The 17,040-nt window shown below is 45.2% G+C and carries 14 protein-coding genes; 6 read left to right on the forward strand and 8 right to left on the reverse strand.

Annotated features, from left to right (window positions below; translation table 11 throughout):
- Positions 1-698: 698 nt before the first annotated feature.
- The gene (locus OQJ75_RS16170) at positions 699-1,610 is read right to left on the reverse strand and encodes a Tim44 domain-containing protein (protein ID WP_108020797.1); all 912 of its coding nucleotides are present in this window, start codon (positions 1,608-1,610) and stop codon (positions 699-701) included.
- A gap of 197 nt (positions 1,611-1,807) precedes the next feature.
- On the opposite strand from OQJ75_RS16170, the gene OQJ75_RS16175 reads away from it, so the two are divergent.
- The 3 genes from OQJ75_RS16175 (at position 1,808) to OQJ75_RS16185 (ending at position 5,368) form a co-directional block, all read left to right on the forward strand.
- On the forward strand, positions 1,808-2,398 hold the full coding sequence (locus OQJ75_RS16175; RefSeq protein WP_210473111.1) for a TetR/AcrR family transcriptional regulator: 591 nt from the start codon (positions 1,808-1,810) through the stop codon (positions 2,396-2,398).
- 17 nt (positions 2,399-2,415) lie between these two features.
- Positions 2,416-4,290 carry an MFS transporter gene (locus tag OQJ75_RS16180; protein ID WP_265974042.1) on the forward strand — a complete coding sequence of 625 codons (1,875 nt, stop codon included), beginning with the start codon at positions 2,416-2,418 and terminating at the stop codon, positions 4,288-4,290.
- 157 nt (positions 4,291-4,447) lie between these two features.
- A complete protein-coding gene (locus tag OQJ75_RS16185) occupies positions 4,448-5,368 on the forward strand; it encodes a YeiH family protein (protein ID WP_265974043.1) in 921 nt (306 codons plus the stop codon).
- Between the two features lie 106 nt (positions 5,369-5,474).
- Here the strand turns inward: OQJ75_RS16185 and OQJ75_RS16190 are convergent, their stop codons facing one another.
- The 7 genes from OQJ75_RS16190 to OQJ75_RS16220 all read right to left on the reverse strand — a co-directional run bounded on the left by OQJ75_RS16190 (position 5,475) and on the right by OQJ75_RS16220 (position 13,168).
- A complete protein-coding gene (locus tag OQJ75_RS16190; RefSeq protein ID WP_008220662.1) occupies positions 5,475-5,639 on the reverse strand; it encodes a hypothetical protein in 165 nt (54 codons plus the stop codon).
- A 156-nt stretch (positions 5,640-5,795) separates the two neighbouring features.
- Positions 5,796-7,226 carry an o-succinylbenzoate--CoA ligase gene (menE, locus tag OQJ75_RS16195; RefSeq protein WP_265974044.1) on the reverse strand — a complete coding sequence of 477 codons (1,431 nt, stop codon included), beginning with the start codon at positions 7,224-7,226 and terminating at the stop codon, positions 5,796-5,798.
- 52 nt (positions 7,227-7,278) lie between these two features.
- Positions 7,279-8,286, reverse strand: a complete 1,008-nt coding sequence (menC, locus tag OQJ75_RS16200; protein ID WP_265974045.1) for an o-succinylbenzoate synthase — start codon at positions 8,284-8,286, stop codon at positions 7,279-7,281.
- Between the two features lie 74 nt (positions 8,287-8,360).
- Entirely contained in the window at positions 8,361-9,227 is an 867-nt protein-coding gene (gene menB, locus OQJ75_RS16205; protein WP_010439547.1) for a 1,4-dihydroxy-2-naphthoyl-CoA synthase, read from the reverse strand.
- A 102-nt stretch (positions 9,228-9,329) separates the two neighbouring features.
- Positions 9,330-10,130, reverse strand: coding sequence for a 2-succinyl-6-hydroxy-2,4-cyclohexadiene-1-carboxylate synthase (gene menH / locus OQJ75_RS16210; protein WP_265974047.1), 801 nt, complete (start codon positions 10,128-10,130; stop codon positions 9,330-9,332).
- Between the two features lie 9 nt (positions 10,131-10,139).
- Positions 10,140-11,864 carry a 2-succinyl-5-enolpyruvyl-6-hydroxy-3-cyclohexene-1-carboxylic-acid synthase gene (menD, locus tag OQJ75_RS16215; protein ID WP_265974048.1) on the reverse strand — a complete coding sequence of 575 codons (1,725 nt, stop codon included), beginning with the start codon at positions 11,862-11,864 and terminating at the stop codon, positions 10,140-10,142.
- Positions 11,861-13,168, reverse strand: coding sequence for an isochorismate synthase (locus OQJ75_RS16220; RefSeq protein WP_265974049.1), 1,308 nt, complete (start codon positions 13,166-13,168; stop codon positions 11,861-11,863). The genes menD and OQJ75_RS16220 overlap by 4 nt, the downstream gene beginning before the upstream one ends.
- A gap of 296 nt (positions 13,169-13,464) precedes the next feature.
- Here OQJ75_RS16220 and OQJ75_RS16225 point away from each other — a divergent pair, with 296 nt between their 5' ends.
- The 3 genes from OQJ75_RS16225 to OQJ75_RS16235 all read left to right on the forward strand — a co-directional run bounded on the left by OQJ75_RS16225 (position 13,465) and on the right by OQJ75_RS16235 (position 17,013).
- Positions 13,465-14,700, forward strand: a complete 1,236-nt coding sequence (locus OQJ75_RS16225) for a pyridoxal phosphate-dependent aminotransferase (protein WP_265974050.1) — start codon at positions 13,465-13,467, stop codon at positions 14,698-14,700.
- A gap of 329 nt (positions 14,701-15,029) precedes the next feature.
- Positions 15,030-15,614, forward strand: a complete 585-nt coding sequence (gene yfbR / locus OQJ75_RS16230; RefSeq protein WP_265974051.1) for a 5'-deoxynucleotidase — start codon at positions 15,030-15,032, stop codon at positions 15,612-15,614.
- Between the two features lie 55 nt (positions 15,615-15,669).
- Positions 15,670-17,013 carry an anti-phage deoxyguanosine triphosphatase gene (locus OQJ75_RS16235; protein ID WP_265974052.1) on the forward strand — a complete coding sequence of 448 codons (1,344 nt, stop codon included), beginning with the start codon at positions 15,670-15,672 and terminating at the stop codon, positions 17,011-17,013.
- Positions 17,014-17,040: the final 27 nt, after the last annotated feature.

The raw sequence follows: 17,040 nt of genomic DNA on the forward strand, positions 1-17,040 counted from the left end.
AAATCTGCCGGCACTGCCTTCGATGGTTCGAATCCGTCTCCCTCCACCATATTCTCCTTAATTGGAAAATCGAAAAGCCAACTCATTGAGTTGGCTTTTTTCGTTTCTGAACGTTTTATTGATAAGCCCTGCCCTATTAAGGCTAAACTTGAAACCGCTTCTGTCTAAGTCCAACACTTCAAACTTCTATCCGTAGATCTCACAACAAGATTGAACTCTTGAAGCTCACCGAGCGCTCAGTCTCTCCAGACTTCCATGTGGCGTTCACATACCAAGTAAGCAGCGCAACCTAAGCAGTTTGTAGATACATACTCCTCACACTCATCCGCTATTTGTTGTTTCTGTTGTAGTGGTATTTCAGGTTCTAGTATCGGCTCGAAAAACTCAGTCGTCACGATGAACACCTCTATCTTGGTTAAATACCCCTATTGAATATCTAAATAGAATGGGTAACTTGCGTTCAGCCTAACTCACCGTTAGCACAAAGTATCACTCTAAATAATTGTCGTGATGATACCGTTTTCTACCAACGAAAATATCTAAAGAACTACATTTTCTATACCCCGAGGACAAACGCCCTTCTTAAAATTTACAGTTCCAAACAACCGGACACAAAAAAGCCCCTACAGATTTCTCCGTAGGGGCTTTCAATAATCAAAGTAATATCTAGTTAACTCATTTTTAGTTAACTATCGAGATTAACCTTGAATACCAACAATTAGCCAAGGTGCATTGTCAGTAGTTAGATCGCGCTCTAAGTGCCAGATATCAGTGATATCTTCTTCGATGCCATCCGCTGTATCACGGTAACGACCACTAAACTGTAGGCTTAGTTGTGCTTTGCTACCATCGTGGTCAGCGCGAACGATTTCAGCATCAACGTACATTACGTCTGTGTGCTGATCACCGTCTAGCTTGTTACGCTCAGCTTTTAGGTCTTCAAATAGGCTTGGAGACACGTACTCTTCAATCGTGTTTAGCTCGTTGTGGTTCCATGCACCTTGCAGTGTACGGTAGTGCTCACGAGAGCCATTGATGAAGGCCGCTTGATCAAAGCCCGGTGGGTAGTTATGTGGAACATCGCTTTGTGCACCAAAACCAAAGCCACCAGCAGTGCCTTGTGATTGAGGTTGTGCTTGCTCGAAGTTATGAACATTTGGCTGTTGCTGCTTTGGTTGTTCAAACTTGTTCTGACCCATGCCGCCGAATGCTGGCTGTTGACCACGTGCATTCTGCTGATTCATAGAGCCCTGCTTAGCACCCAACATTCCGCGTAGGAATTTAAACGCTAGGAAAGCGATCAGACCCATAATCAGAATATCCATGAACTGGATACCTTCAAATGCGCCACCAAAGAACGCCGCTAATAGACCACCAGCAAGTAGACCACCTAGCAGACCGCCCATAAGGCCTTTCTTGCTAGAGTTCGCCGCTGTGTTCTTACCCGTTTGATCTTGACGGATCGAATTCGTATTTTGTTGTTTTGGTGCTGGAGCCGTTTTAAAGCTTTTGCCAAATGACTTACCACCACCAAACTTTTTCGCTTCCGCGATTGGCGTCACCGCGACTGTTACCAACAGGATCGCGACTAGTGAGAAAAATCGTTTCATTATTATCCTTTATAGGTTTCTTTATCTTTCGACACCTTAATCATACTCGTTAACAAAGAACAATGAAATATTCACGGTGTTTACACATGTATCATAATATTGCGGCTATTAATTGGTTACTTAATTAGCGGAAGGATTGACGGCTATCGGGGAGGGCATTAAAATATTGAACGATGTTCATTTACTAGAAACTAATCATGGCACGCAGAAACGATCACACTCGAGAACAATTAGTTCAGCTGACTTTAAAGACAGTGACAGACTTTTTAGACCAGCACTCTTATCACGAGTTAAGTCTACGTAAAATTGCCAATATGATTGGTTATGTTCCTAGTACATTGGTGAATGTATTCGGCAACTACAACCTACTGCTTTTGCACGTTGTTGCTCAAACATTAGATGAACTGGCGTCTGAATCTGCGGCCGCAGTTGAACAATCGAGCAATCCTCAACAAGCTCTATTCAACCTTGCTTACTGCTACCATGACTTTGCACAGAAACACCCTCACCGTTGGCAGCTTATTTTTGAGCACAACATGAACGGTGAAAACCTTCCTGAATGGCAATCGAACCGTATCGATAAAATGACCGGTATGCTTGAGCAGCTTCTGGTGGCTATTGCTCCTGAACATACAGAAAGCGAAGTCGTTAAAGCCAGCCGTGTATTATGGTCTGGAGTACATGGAATTACTCTACTTAGCGTTGATGATAAGTTTTTTGCTTCTGAGCCTATCGATGGTAAAGAACTGATCAATAACCTAGTCTCAAACTACCTAACCAACTGGTAAGCATCCAAGGAAAGAGAATGAACAACAGCAGCCAATCTTCGCTGTTAACGCAAAAAAGGTTCCTACCCTACTTTATTACCCAATTTCTGGGAGCCTTTAATGACAACATCTTCAAAAATGTTCTGTTACTGTTTGTTGCTTTCGCAAGCGTAGACACGCTGCCTATCTCCAGTAATTTATTCATAAATTTGGCTGCAGGCCTGTTTATTCTGCCCTTCTTCCTATTTTCTGCTTTGGCCGGTGTACTGGCTGATAAATACGAAAAATCTTGGTTTATCCGAAAAGTTAAGCTCCTTGAAGTGGTGATCATGTCACTGGGTGCGATCGGGTTTATCTATGAAAGCTACGGAATATTGCTATTACTGCTGTTTCTAATGGGAACACAAAGTGCCTTCTTTGGCCCTGTAAAATACGCCCTACTTCCACAACAACTAAAGACAAAAGAGCTCGTTTCTGGCAATGCTCTAGTTGAGACCGGTACATTCCTAGCGATTCTGATTGGTACTCTTGGTGCTGGCATTATTGCTTCAGAAGAAGGCGCTAAGCTTATTGCTGCTGTGTGTATCGTGTCATTCGCGGTTCTTGGTTACGTATCAAGCTGCTTTATCCCTGAAGCGCCAAGTAACGCACCTGATTTGAAAGTGAAGTGGCAGCCAGTAAAGCTGACCCGAGCAACACTTGCGATTGCCAAAAAAGACCGCCCAACCTTCCAAGCGCTGATGTCTATTAGTTGGTTCTGGTTCCTTGGCGCGGCTTACCTCACTCAATTCCCGAACTTCACTAAGCTGCACTTAAATGGCACTGAAAGTTCGGTCGCCTTTTTGTTAGCACTGTTCTCGGTAGGCATTGCCATCGGTTCTTTAGCGTGTGACAAGTTATCCAATCACAGAATTGAAATCGGCATAGTGCCAATGGGCAGCTTGGGGATTTCAGTATTTGGCATATTAATGGCGATATCAATTCCTGAATCGCTGCCTGATTTCGGCTCATTCCACCAATTCGTCACCCACTCAGAACTTTGGCCACTGTTTGCTTACTTGCTGCTGCTTGGGATATCTGGCGGTATCTTTATTGTCCCTCTGTATTCCTTGATGCAGTTACGAGCAAAGCCAGATGAGCGAGCGCAAGTCATTGCCGGACTCAACATCTACAACTCACTGTTCATGGTGGGAAGTGCTGTACTAGGCATCGTTTGCCTGAGTGTGTTTGAGCTTTCCATTCCACAATTGTTTGTATTGCTGGCGGCAGGTAACACTTTGGTGATGCTGTACCTGTTTTATCAGGTGCCTATCTATGCGTTCCGCTTTTTCACTTGGGTGGTGACTCACACCATGTATCGTGTAAAGCATAAGAACCTACATCACTTGCCTGAGAAAGGCGGCGCACTAATCGTCTGCAACCATGTGAGTTATATGGATGCACTGCTGTTGAGTGCGGTTTGCCCACGTTTGATTCGCTTTGTGATGGAAGAGGATTACACCAAGTTACCGCCGATTCGACGCTTCTTGAAAAGAGCTGGGGTTATTCCAATCTCCGCGACCAATCGCGGCTCTATTCGTAACGCTTTCAAAGAAGTGGAACAAGCGCTTCATGAAGGTCACATCGTGTGTATCTTCCCTGAAGGTAAACTCACCTCTGATGGTGAAGTGGCAGAGTTCATGCGTGGCATGGAGCTGATTATTAGACGCTCTCCTGTCCCAGTGATTCCAATGGCACTTAAAGGCCTTTGGGGCAGCTACTTTAGCCGCTTCAAAGGACGAGCATGCAAAGGGCTACCAAGCCGTTTCTGGACTAAGCTAGAGATTGAAGCTGGTGAGCCCATTCCACCGAAGGAAGCGACGTGCGAGACACTTCGTCAATCGGTTGCTGAACTCCGTGGATCGCTACAATAACTCGTTAAACTCACGCTTTATTACGCCAAATTCATAGCCATGAACAAACGTTTAGTTTTTCTTAACGTTTGTTCAATTCATTTAGACTTACTTATCATTAAGTTAAGCGTATAGTCTTCGCTATGCTGCCATAACCAGAAATGACAAAAACAATATAATGAAAATGAATAAGTCCATTCCGTTTTATCTTGCTGCTATATTTTGCTTAACCCCATGGGTAAGCTCCCCTACTGCGCTGGTTATCGGTTTTCTACTTGCGAGCTTAGGCTTGGTGCCTGAGAACGTAGAGGTTGGCAAATTAACTAAGAAGCTACTGGCTTACTCTATTGTCGGCTTAGGTTTCGGTATTCAATTCGAGAAAGCGCTAGCAGTAACAGGCGACGGTATTGGTTTGATCATCACTACCATCATCGGCACGCTAGTGATTGGCTGGTTCTTAGCGAAACGTATGGGGCTAGATCGTACCACAGGCTATCTTATCTCTTCTGGCACCGCTATTTGCGGTGGTAGCGCGATTGCAGCTGTAGCTCCAGCCATCAAAGCAGAAGATGAACAGATTGGTTTGGCGTTGGCTACGGTCTTCGTACTGAACTCAGTGGCGCTGTTTCTATTTCCAATGATTGGCCATGCGCTTGAATTAAGCCAACAGACGTTCGGTACTTGGGCGGCAATCGCGATTCACGATACCTCTTCGGTTGTTGGTGCAGCATCAGCTTATGGTGAGGAAGCACTGACTACAGCGACAACACTTAAGCTAGCGCGTGCACTTTGGATCATCCCAATTGCTTTAGTTAGCGCAATGATCTTCAAGAGCGATCAAAAGAAGATTACCGTTCCCTACTTCATTTTCTTCTACTGTGCGGCTATCGCGGTGAGTGACTTATTACCACAGTTTGAGATGGTGTATCAGGGGATCTTTGATGTGTCTAAGCGTGCATTGGTTGTGTGTCTGTTCTTGATTGGCTGTGGCATCTCTGTAGAGAAACTGAAAGCGGCCGGACCAAAGCCATTGATGTTTGGTATTTCGATGTGGGTGATGATTTCTACAGGTTCGTTAGCTTGGTTAACCCTCGCTTAATCTCACGAAAACTGAATCTCTCGCAAAAATAGCGAACAACAAAACAAAAAGGCAAAGCTTGTATGGGCTTTGCCTTTATCGTTTGTTGTCTATATTGACCAAAATACTATTCAAACAGGGGCTTATCACTCTTCTTGCTCTCTCTTTTCATCAAAACCAATACCACAACTAACACGAACGCGGTGAGCTCAGCTAACGAGCGTGTCAGCCCTGACGATGTTATCGCTTGGCCTATCTGCAGTAATACCGCAATGATGAGCGCAATTTTCATAATAAGACCTTATTCTATAATCCGTTATTTATATGGCTTATTATGATGGATGGTTATAAAGATAATAAATTCTGTTTTGAACTATCTAATCGCTAAATTAACTAACCGTCTTCCAATCTAGCAAACCACAAACACCTTCCAGAGATGTGCGGCTTTCTAGTTCCTATGCTGAAACAACCAAGATGCTAAGCCCGACCTAGATACCTTAATGCCCTGCTGCTCTTGCTCAGGTATTTGATAATACTCGATAGGGAATTTGAATCGCTCTAAGCTCCCTTGTAACTGTTTTGCAAACCAGTCTTTGGTCGGTAGTTCATCACAGTCAACGATCGCAATCGGTCTAAAGCCAAATTCACTGTCTTCAATAGGGATCACAAAGGCTTGTTTAACTTCAGGTAATTGGTTGAGTGCTCGCTCAATTTCTTCACAGTGGATATTCTCTCCCCCAGAAATAAACTGGTTATCAGCACGACCAATAATCGATACTTGTTCGCCATCCCATTCGCCGAGGTCTTTGCTGTCGAACCAACCTTGGTCATCCACCAGTGGTGTTAAGTCACCTTGATAGTAATAACCAGAAGCAAGCGTATTTCCGCCAATAAAGATACGTTGATCTTCAATTTTCAACTGGCGTTGGTCGAGAACAAAACCTGCAGTATTACTAGAATCGACTTGCTTCGCGGTCACTGTTGAAGCCGCTTCTGTCATGCCGTATCCAAGCCAAGTTTCAATGCCCATTTGTTGAGCTTCAAGCCCTAGCGCTTCTGGGATATGGCTCCCACCTAACAACACATGAGTTAAAGTAAGTGCTTGCTTACTCTGCAATAACCTATGTAGTTGAGTAGCCACTAAAGAGGCATGACTGCAACCTTCGATGTCTGACTCAAGCTTACCTTGACCTATTTTGATACAACCACCAGCAGCTAGCCAACGATGGACAATCGCTAATCCCGATACGTGGTACATCGGCAAGCTAAGTAGCCAAGTGTTAGCTTGTTCAAAGTTGAAAACGTCGAGTAAACCCTGAGCTGAACATAAGTGTTGCTGCAACGTGTGCGCCACCGCTTTCGGGTTTCCGGTAGAGCCAGAAGTGAATACGATGCTCGCTAAAGATTGAGGATTAAAGTTAGGATTTTCCGGTGTTGTTGGCTTGTCATCACCATCGACCTTAACTTCGCTCAAGCAAAGTAACGTCACCAATATGGTCTTGAGGTCAACAGCATCAGAATGATCTAACCCACAGCTATCTAATAGCCAAAGGTAACGTCTGTCTAACTGACCATAGAGGGATTCAAGCTTCTGCGTTAAACGAGCTTTCGGCTGAGGCATGGTAAACGCACAAACCACACCTAAATTTAAGGCCGCAAGATACACTGGAATCACTTCAGCTTGGTTCTTACCGACAATCGTCAGTACATCACCTGCAGATAGGCCTTGATGAGACAACTGTTGTTGGTACTCACTCACCAGCACAGACACTTGCTGCCAAGTGTAAGCGCGGTTAGGAATCACTAACGCTGTTTGATGTGGGTTCTGCTGCGCCCACTGTACCCAGAGCGGGTGATGATTAGATTGTGGGCGCATCATAAGATAACCAAGTTATAGATTGAGAACGGTCTAAGCCAATCGAACGATCAGACTAAGAAGACCAAATCAATTGTTGCTGTTCAAGCGTTGAAACTGGAAGCTGACAACCCGGCCAAGAGACTTCTAGCTGTTGCTGATACAAGCCAATCGTATCAAGCCCCGGCACTTCATTAGGTAAGTACTGCTGCGCCAATCGAGCAACCTGAGTTAATCCAAGGCTAGACTCTATGCTTGAGCTTAGTACTGGTTTAATACCAAGTTGTTGCGCGCGCTCAATGATAGCAACACAACGCTCTACTGAGCCAATCAAGGTTGGTTTAATCACAACCGCCTTAACACCCGTTAAATCACTAAGATCAAACTCAGGGCTTCGCACCGCTTCTTGTAGTGTCTCATCCCATGCAATCGCCACACCGTGGTCGATGGCAAAGGCCAAGCTGTCTTCTGGTTTCTGACAAGGCTCTTCAATAAAGCTAATACGTTGACGCAGCGAAGGCGAAATGTACTTGATGAACTGCTTGGCTTTTTCAGGCTTCCACGCGCGGTTAGCATCTAGTCTTAGCGTTAAATCAGGAATCGACTCAAGGAATAAGTTCACCAGCATGCCATCACGGATTGCTTCATAAAGGCCAACTTTTACCTTAGCGACCTTCTCACCTTCCATCTCATTAAGCACAGGAATAAGTTCATCAGGGTCACCGGTACATAAAGGTGCAGCTCGGTAGTTACCTTCAGCATTAAGATCGCCTCGTAATTCCATCAATGCCATTGAAAAGCCAAACGCAACTGACGGATATAACTCATCGAATGGGGTGTGGGGTTTGTTGTGACTCCAAAGCTCTAGCTCGTTTTGCAGCTGAATACCGGCTTGCGCAGCATCTTCTTGGCTAAAGCCCGGCAGAGGCGCAACTTCACCAAAACCGGTTTTACCATCACACTCAAGTTGGATGACGTAGCCAACGCGCTCGCTCAGCTTATTATCACGCAGCACTACACCGCTATCCATAGGTAGTTGATAACGATATAGTTTAGCGTGACGTTGGGAATTCATTGAATTCATAAGGTTTCCTAAAAAACGGGAACATCAAAACAAAACGAGCCGCTATTTAGCGACTCATTTTGAAGAGGAGAAAGCTATGGGTTACGCGGAAATTTGTCGAAATCAGGTCGACGCTTCTCGTTAAATGCGTTTCGGCCTTCTTGGCCTTCTTCTGTCATGTAGAACATCATGGTTGCGTTACCCGCCAACTCTTGAAGACCGGCTTGGCCGTCACAGTCTGCGTTTAGTGCGGCTTTCAAGCAACGCAGTGCCATTGGGCTGTGTTGAAGCACTTCACGACACCAACGAACGGTTTCTTTTTCTAGGTCTGCGACAGGAACAACCGTGTTCACGAGGCCCATGTCCAATGCTTCTTGAGCATCGTAGAAACGACACAAGAACCAGATTTCACGCGCTTTCTTTTGGCCAACGATACGAGCCATGTAAGAAGCACCCCAACCGCCATCGAATGAACCTACTTTAGGACCCGTCTGACCGAACTGAGCGTTTTCAGCGGCAATAGTAAGGTCTGCCATCATGTGAAGTACATGACCACCACCGACTGCCCAACCCGATACCGCTGCGATAACTGGTTTTGGACAAGTACGAATTTGACGCTGGAAATCAAGCACGTTCAGGTGGTGTGTACCTGAATCATCTTGATAACCGCCGTAGTCACCACGGATACTTTGGTCACCACCAGAACAGAACGCCTTCTCACCAAGACCCGTCAAAATGATTACGCCAACCTTCTCGTCATAACGAGCATCAGCCAGTGCATTGATCATCTCTTTTACGGTTTGTGGACGGAACGCATTGTGGACTTGAGGACGCGCAATCGTGATTTTCGCAATACCGTCGTCAGACTTATGGTACTGAATATCTTCAAATTGACTGCTTTCATCGCGCCAGTTAACTGCTGCGTAAAGTTCTTCTTCTGTGATGCCTACTGTTTTAGCCATGGTGATTCCCATTGTTCTATTAGAGACCACGACTAACAAATAGTCGTGACGGTGTTGCTCTGCTTTTGATAGTGCTTGATACGAGAGAATCGCTCAGTCAGATTAACGACGACTGGCGATACATTGGATGATCAGGTTGGAAAACAGCTCAGGTTGCTCAAAATGAACATTATGACCAGCGTAATCCACCTGACTATATTCAAAGCCACTATTCTCAGCTAGCTCCATGAATTTACGATCTTTTTCTCCACATACATAATGCAATAAATGCTCATGAGATTTCAATGTGGCACGTAAATCCGGTTGCTTAGCCAACGAAGTAGATAACAACATATTTGCTACGGATACTCCAAGGTTACCACTACGCTTTATGACCAAAGTTTGTCTTTGCTCATGATTTAGTGAAGAAAAGACGCTTTGTTGATACCAATCGTCTAAAACATCTTCAATCGACTGCTGCGCAAAGCGGACAGCCCACTGCGTATCATGCACTAACCTTTGTGTTCGTTCTTCATCACGCTCCAGACCAAAGTTGCCGCCTTCAATAATGACTTTCTCTAGGTTGAGCGTTTCAAAGCAAGGGCTTGTCACCCCATACATGGCGAGCCTGCCTCCCATAGAGTAGCCAATCACCACGATAGGGTAATCTGCAGGGAGGTCATTAAGGGCCAGTTGAGAAATGATGCACTGAACGATTTTCTTGCAGCAATGATCAAAGCCTACCGGATCAATAAAGCGACTTTGTCCGTGCCCGGGTAAATCTATGCAAAGACGAGGAAAATCCTCTAGATATGGATGACATGCGCTCCAATCATCCCCGCTTCCGAGTAAACCATGTAGAAAAACAAGCAAAGGTTTGTCAGAAGATTCCTGTACAGCTGGGTAATAATTGGAGTAAAGCATGTAAAGTCCTTAGGCTAATGCCTCGGTGAGCATTGAACTGAATTGTTTCAGTAAAGTAGACGCTTGTTCGGGAGGCGTCTTAACTTCAACGAGCAAGGTACCCTGACCCTGTTCGAAATGTTGTTCGATAATGGTTTGATAGCAATTCAAAGTTTCTGGCGCCGCATAACCAAGCTGGAATTGCGCAGCGGCATGTTCGAAACCAAAACCATGGGGCATTTGATATAGAGATTGTTTTTGTTGCTCAGGAACGGGCAACAAATCAAAGATCGCACCGCCATCATTGTTGGTCACAACAATCACCATAGGCGTTACATTGTGAGTAAGCAGAGCCAGAGAGTTGAGGTCATACAACAAAGAAGTATCGCCAATCAACATCATCAAGGGGTTCTGGTTAGCTTTCACCACACCCGCAGCCGTCGCCACCAAGCCATCAATGCCTGATGCGCCACGATTACTGTAAACTTGATTCGCAGATATTGATGACAGCATATCCACCAGCCTTACCATCAAACTATTTCCCACAAATAGCTCTCTGTCTTTAAGTCTAGTCGACAAGTCAACTGCAACGCTCAACTCGGTTAGCTGGTCATTATTGGATATTTGCGCCAACGCTAATTGTTGAACCGTATTCGCGATTTCTACCAAAGGTGCAGCCCAACCTGCATGTTGACCTAACAAGGTAGGTAAATGCTGTTCTGACACCCATAACTCGATATCAGCAACGATATGGGTTTGAGGCAGATGATCTTGGTTGATTCGGTGCGAATCTGGTGACACAACAATGTATTGTGATGAGCAGAATGATGAAGCTTGCGACTTTATCCAATGGTTAAGGCGCTTAGAAACAATGCGCTCACCGAACTGAAGGATGAAATCACATTGGTTGAGTTGCGCTTTAGCTACGTCACTCTGCATCCACAGATCATAATGTTTCCAATCACTTGTGACACCTGATTGAGGATCGCAAAAAACTGGCCAACCTAATGCTGCGGCAAACTGCTGAGCTCTTGTCGCTTGTTCAATATCTAGCGAACCGAGAATAACCACACCCTTACGCCCAAGGTACTCACCTAGAGCGATGGGTTGCATGTTCAATTGATTAGGTAAAAACGTTTGGCTGTAACAACTTATTCCCGATTTCCACCCAGCGACACTAGAAGTGTATTCCGCATACATTTCCGCGCTATTCGCAGAATATAGAGGTTCTGGAAACGGACAGTTGATATGAATCGCACCACCAACATTACGTTGTTTCGCCAGCGCGTTATCAACTGATGTCAGTAGCCAGTTCAAAGAAACTTGTGTACTCGGGCTTGGTAGGTTTAAAGTACTTTCAACATGGGAAGAAAAGATACCCTGTTGTTGAATCGCTTGATTGGCACCACAGTCGACCAAGTCGATGGGTCTATCAGAGGTCAGCAAGATCAGCTTCTCGCGTGTCAACCCAGATTCAGCCGTCGCAGGAAGCAAATTCGCCACAGCGGTTCCCGATGTCACAATCACTGCAACCGGCTTATCGCTGGCTTTTGCTAAGCCTAAAGCTAAAAATCCAAGACCACGCTCATCAAAGTGCGTGTGTAAGGTTAACTTGGGGTTCGCTTCAGCTTCGAGAGTTAACGGCGTTGAGCGAGAGCCCGGTGCAACACAAACATGTTCAACGCCATTGCGTGCAAGCTCTTCTAATAATGTTTGACACCAAACTCTATTTAATACGGCTTGGTCGTGATTCATGACGCCACACCCAATGGTGGGTGATCAGAAATGAGGCTGAGTAAAGTCGACATCTTCTTGTTCAGCTCTTGCCACTCATGCTCGGCAACCGATCCCGGCACGATCCCCGCGCCAGCAAATAGCTGTACTTGATCGTTTACAATCAAGGCACTTCGAATCGCCACGCAGAATTCCGCTCTCTGATGACTGATATAACCCACAGAGCCTGCATACCAACCTCGAGCAAACGGTTCGTGTTCAAGAATGAAATCCATCGCCTCTTTACGCGGCAAACCCGCTACCGCAGCAGTTGGCTGTAAGGCAGCAAGTAACTGCACACCATTAACGCCAGTATTAAGCTGAGCATGGATATTGCGCTTAAGATGCTGCACCTTACGCAAACGCACTAGACGAGCGTCTTTTTCAACATCGACTGTTTGAGAGTGAGGAGTGAGACGCTCAATGATGTCGTCGACCACATACTGGTTCTCGTTGAGGTTCTTGCTGTCTTGAGAAAGCCAGTTGGCCAGTTCCATATCCTCAGTAGCACTATCTCCGCGACCAATGGTTCCAGCAAGCGCTTCTGTATCGAGCTCAGTACCGTGTCGGCTATATAAGCGCTCTGGTGTTGATCCAATGAAACTGTGTTTAGAATCTAGCACCAACATAAAGTGGAAACTGTGGTGATTTTGCAGATAGCTGGCTTTAAGTAATTGAGCTGCGCAAATAGGCGCGTCGAGTTGCAGTGTAGTTTTACGCGCTAAAACGACTTTTTTATACTCTTCGTCGCTAATGCCTTTGAGCACTTTATCGACAAGGTTGTCCCATTGCTCTCTTTCTGGAACATGATTGATCTGTTCAATATGGGCAGACAAAGGCGCCAATATCGCGGCTTCCACAGAAAGCTTATTCAGAGCATTAATAGAAGAAACTCGATCAGGGGACAAATTAACCGCCAACGACCAAGTATTGTCAAAGCGGATCAATTCAACTTGAGGAAGGAAGAAAAACGACTCCATGCAGCGACGATTCTTTGCGGTGTGCCCGTCAAACGAGCGTCCACCCCAAATTCGTTGGTCTTCACCAAGAATTGCGTACGCGGGAGCAGGATCAGAAAAAGTGTGCAGTTGACCGAGCGCAACAACCTCTTCACGAGTGTCGCGCGACTGCCAGTAGAACTTAGGAAAGAGCGGTTGAGCATGAAGCCATTCAATAAATGCAAACGATGGTTTTTGCGTTAGAACTTCAACACAACGAACTTCGCTTGCTTGGGCATTTTGTACTCGCTCAATCAAAGCGGAGATAGTTTGTTGGAAATGTGACAAATCGACCTCGTTCACATCTAAATTATTATTATATTAGTTTGATACTTTATGGGCAGTACCCACTTAGATCAAGAATGTACTATATCTTTTCAACATTCCTGTGATTTTAAGCGATCCCACCCCTTTATTCATCTTAGTTAATAACCAAGAAAGCGATTAATTAAAATTTAGAAAAGAGTGACAACAAAAAGACCAAACGTGACACTGAAATGCGACATTCATCAGATTTTTATTCTATCAAACGCCATTTTGCGGTACTTTAATAAAGTATTTAAATTAATTTCAGGAAATCGGCAATGCAAAATATCGGGATGTCGTCAAAACTCAACAGCGTATGCTACGAAATCAGGGGGCCTGTACTCAAACATGCTAAGCGCATGGAAGAAGAAGGGCATAAAATACTAAAGCTTAATATTGGTAACCCCGCCCCATTTGGTTTTGACGCCCCTGATGAAATCCTTGTTGACGTAATCCGTAACCTACCGACATCTCAAGGTTACTGCGACTCAAAAGGCATCTATTCAGCCCGCAAAGCGGTTGTTCAGCACTACCAGAAAAAAGGCCTACGTAACCTTGATGTAGAAGACGTTTACATTGGTAACGGCGCATCAGAGCTTATCGTTATGTCTATGCAGGCGCTACTGGATAATGGCGATGAAATCTTAGTTCCCGCTCCGGACTACCCACTATGGACAGCGTCTGTTGCGCTTTCTGGTGGTACACCGGTTCACTACCTGTGTGATGAAGATGCTGATTGGTATCCAGATTTAGACGACATGCGCGCGAAGATCTCACCAAAGACGCGCGGCATCGTTCTTATCAACCCGAACAACCCAACAGGCGCGGTTTACAGCCGTGATTTCCTATTACAAGTTGTTGAGATTGCTCGCGAGCACGGTTTGATCATCTTCGCCGATGAAATCTACGACAAAGTGCTTTACGACGGTGCAGTACATACTTCAGTTGCAACGCTGGCTGAAGACGTACTAATGGTCACGTTCAACGGCCTATCTAAAGCTTATCGTGTATGTGGTTTCCGTGGTGGTTGGATGTTCTTAACAGGTCCTAAACACCTAGCGAAAGGCTACGTTGAAGGGCTAGAAATGCTGGCCTCAATGCGTTTGTGTGCCAACGTTCCGATGCAACACGCTATCCAAACCGCGCTCGGTGGCTATCAGAGTATCAATGAGCTGATACTTCCGGGTGGTCGACTGCTTGAACAGCGCGACCGTGCATGGGAACTGATCAACAAGATCCCAGGCGTTTCTTGTGTGAAGCCGAAAGGCGCAATGTACTTGTTCCCTAAAATCGACACCAACATGTACAACATCAAAGACGATCAGAAGTTTGTACTCGACTTCCTTAAGCAAGAGAAGGTGTTATTGGTTCAAGGTACAGGCTTCAACTGGCCGAAACCGGATCATTTCCGCATCGTGACTCTGCCGCACATCGAAGATCTAGAAATCGCGATTGGTCGCCTAGAACGCTTCTTGCAAACTTATAGTCAAGACGACCTTATCGACGCTAAATAAACACAATGAAAGGTGGCTACAATTTACTGTTTTAAAAGACTTTAACTTGTATTCATTCACTTCTATGCTTAAAAGGCTCCTGTTTAGGAGCCTTTTTTGTATCCGCTGTCTCGTACTGTTTGAATTAACACAAGATACGAGTGGAGCATTGCTTATACCAATCACAGTAAGTAAGTGTTCAGAAATAGCGCAGGAAAAAAACTTGAGAACAAGGCAGGATTTTTTGGTAAGTAGTTATTCTACAATCAAAAATTCTAACAAAGTTATCGAGCTTTTTAACAAGCTAGGATGACCAGTTATTTACTACGATTGGTACTAAAAGGACGATTATGAACCAAAGCCATTTTTTTGCCCATCTCGCACGCATGAAGCTGATTCAACGTTGGCCTCTAATGCGCTCTGTCTCAAGCGAGAATATTTCAGAACATAGCCTACAGGTGGCTTTCGTCGCACACGCTTTGGCGCTCATCAAAAACAAGAAGTTTGATGGTCAGCTTAACCCAGAGCACATTGCTCTGCTTGGCATGTACCACGATACCAGTGAGGTGCTGACTGGTGATTTGCCAACGCCAGTTAAATACTACAACCCAGACATCGCCCAAGAGTATAAGAAGATAGAAGCCGCAGCAGAACAAAGACTGCTTTCTATGTTGCCAGAAGAGTTCCGAGACGACTTCGCTCCCTTCTTAATATCTGGAACCGCGAGTAAAGAAGAGCAAAACATCGTCAAGCAGGCCGACACCATCTGTGCTTATCTGAAATGCTTGGAAGAGCTCAGTGCCGGCAACCATGAATACGAGCAAGCCAAGCGTCGATTAGAAGAGACACTCGAACAACGCAAAAGCCCAGAAATGGACTACTTTCTCACCACATTTGCTCCCAGCTTCGAATTATCACTAGACGAGATAAGCTAGCTGGGTATAAGTTGTTTTTAATTAGCTAAATAAAATCAATTTGATAGGTGCTATTTTGAATTCTCTACTCGAACCACCCTTTGTACTCGAACAAGAATGGCAGCATCGAAATGACGATGAACATAAAATAAGACGTGACGATCACCGCAGCCCGTATCAGCGTGACCGTGCGCGCGTGCTTCACTCTGCTGCTTTCCGTCGTCTACAAGCTAAAACCCAGATTCATGGTACTACGGTCAATGATTTTCACCGAACACGCCTTACCCACTCGCTCGAAGCCGCACAACTTGGTACCGGCATCGTTGCCCAACTGAAAAAAAAGCAGCCCGAGTTTCGAGACCTATTACCCTCAGACAGTTTGATTGATTCACTTTGCTTGGCTCACGACATCGGTCATCCACCTTATGGACATGGCGGCGAAGTCGCACTCAATTATATGATGCGTGACCACGGAGGCTTTGAAGGCAACGCCCAAACGTTTCGCATTGTCACACAGCTAGAACCTTACACCGAGCATCACGGGATGAACCTATCTCGACGCACTTTGTTAGGCCTTATTAAGTACCCTTCTCTACTGAGTGAGGTTCAAGCTAAATTGCAGTCTGAGCCAGTAAAGCATCAACGACAGCTCCGAGCCAAAGATTGGATGCCAGCCAAAGGCATCTACGATCATGATGAAGAGCTGTTTAACTGGGTATTGGAGCCGCTCTCAAGCTGCGACCAACAGCTTCTCAAACAGAAAAGAAAAGCACACACCGAGCCTCTTGAGCATAATAAGACCAAATATAAGTCACTTGATTGTTCGATTATGGAGCTTGCTGATGACATTGCTTATGGCGTGCACGATTTAGAAGATGCGATTGTGCTTGGTTCAGTGACCAAAGCGCAATGGGTTGAATCTGCTTATCCTCAATTGAAAGAGATGGCCGACCCTTGGATTTGCGAGCACCTAGATTCAATTACCGAAATGCTGTTTTCTGGAGAACAATACCGCCGTAAAGACGCCATTGGCGGAATAGTTAATGCGCTACTGACCAGTATCTCGATTAAGCGAGTCGATGCAGGCTTTGAGAATGTGCTTTTGGCTTACAATGCCGTGCTTGAACCAAGCATGGACGGCACGCTCGAAAAACTGAAACACTTTGTCAGCGAGTTCGTTATTCAAGTGCCACAGGTTCAAGTCATCGAATATAAGGGTCAACAGATCATCATGGACATGTTTGAGGCATTCAGTGCTGACCCTGAACGTTTGTTGCCACTGCCAATCAAGAAGCAATGGCTACAGCATGAAGATGAATCGAGAAAGATGCGCGTGATTACCGATTACATTTCGTCAATGACTGATGATCTTGCACAAAAAATGCATCAACAATTGTTTTCAGCGCATACAGAGTTTTAATTTCTAACTCGTGCTCGTGAAACGGCT

It is taken from the genome of Vibrio sp. 14G-20 (assembly GCF_026241515.1).
Taxonomy (GTDB): Bacteria; Pseudomonadota; Gammaproteobacteria; order Enterobacterales; family Vibrionaceae; genus Vibrio.

Bases quoted from the DNA above. Each gene is read 5' to 3' on its own strand.
- OQJ75_RS16180 (WP_265974042.1), top strand. From the start codon at position 2,416: ATGAACAACAGCAGCCAATCTTCGCTGTTAACGCAAAAAAGGTTCCTA.
- OQJ75_RS16225 (WP_265974050.1), top strand. From the start codon at position 13,465: ATGCAAAATATCGGGATGTCGTCAAAACTCAACAGCGTATGCTACGAA.
- menE (WP_265974044.1), bottom strand. From the start codon at position 7,226: ATGATGCGCCCACAATCTAATCATCACCCGCTCTGGGTACAGTGGGCG.
- yfbR (WP_265974051.1), top strand. From the start codon at position 15,030: ATGAACCAAAGCCATTTTTTTGCCCATCTCGCACGCATGAAGCTGATT.
- menD (WP_265974048.1), bottom strand. From the start codon at position 11,864: ATGAATCACGACCAAGCCGTATTAAATAGAGTTTGGTGTCAAACATTA.
- menH (WP_265974047.1), bottom strand. From the start codon at position 10,130: ATGCTTTACTCCAATTATTACCCAGCTGTACAGGAATCTTCTGACAAA.
- OQJ75_RS16175 (WP_210473111.1), top strand. From the start codon at position 1,808: ATGGCACGCAGAAACGATCACACTCGAGAACAATTAGTTCAGCTGACT.
- OQJ75_RS16185 (WP_265974043.1), top strand. From the start codon at position 4,448: ATGAAAATGAATAAGTCCATTCCGTTTTATCTTGCTGCTATATTTTGC.
- menC (WP_265974045.1), bottom strand. From the start codon at position 8,286: ATGAATTCAATGAATTCCCAACGTCACGCTAAACTATATCGTTATCAA.
- OQJ75_RS16190 (WP_008220662.1), bottom strand. From the start codon at position 5,639: ATGAAAATTGCGCTCATCATTGCGGTATTACTGCAGATAGGCCAAGCG.
- OQJ75_RS16170 (WP_108020797.1), bottom strand. From the start codon at position 1,610: ATGAAACGATTTTTCTCACTAGTCGCGATCCTGTTGGTAACAGTCGCG.
- menB (WP_010439547.1), bottom strand. From the start codon at position 9,227: ATGGCTAAAACAGTAGGCATCACAGAAGAAGAACTTTACGCAGCAGTT.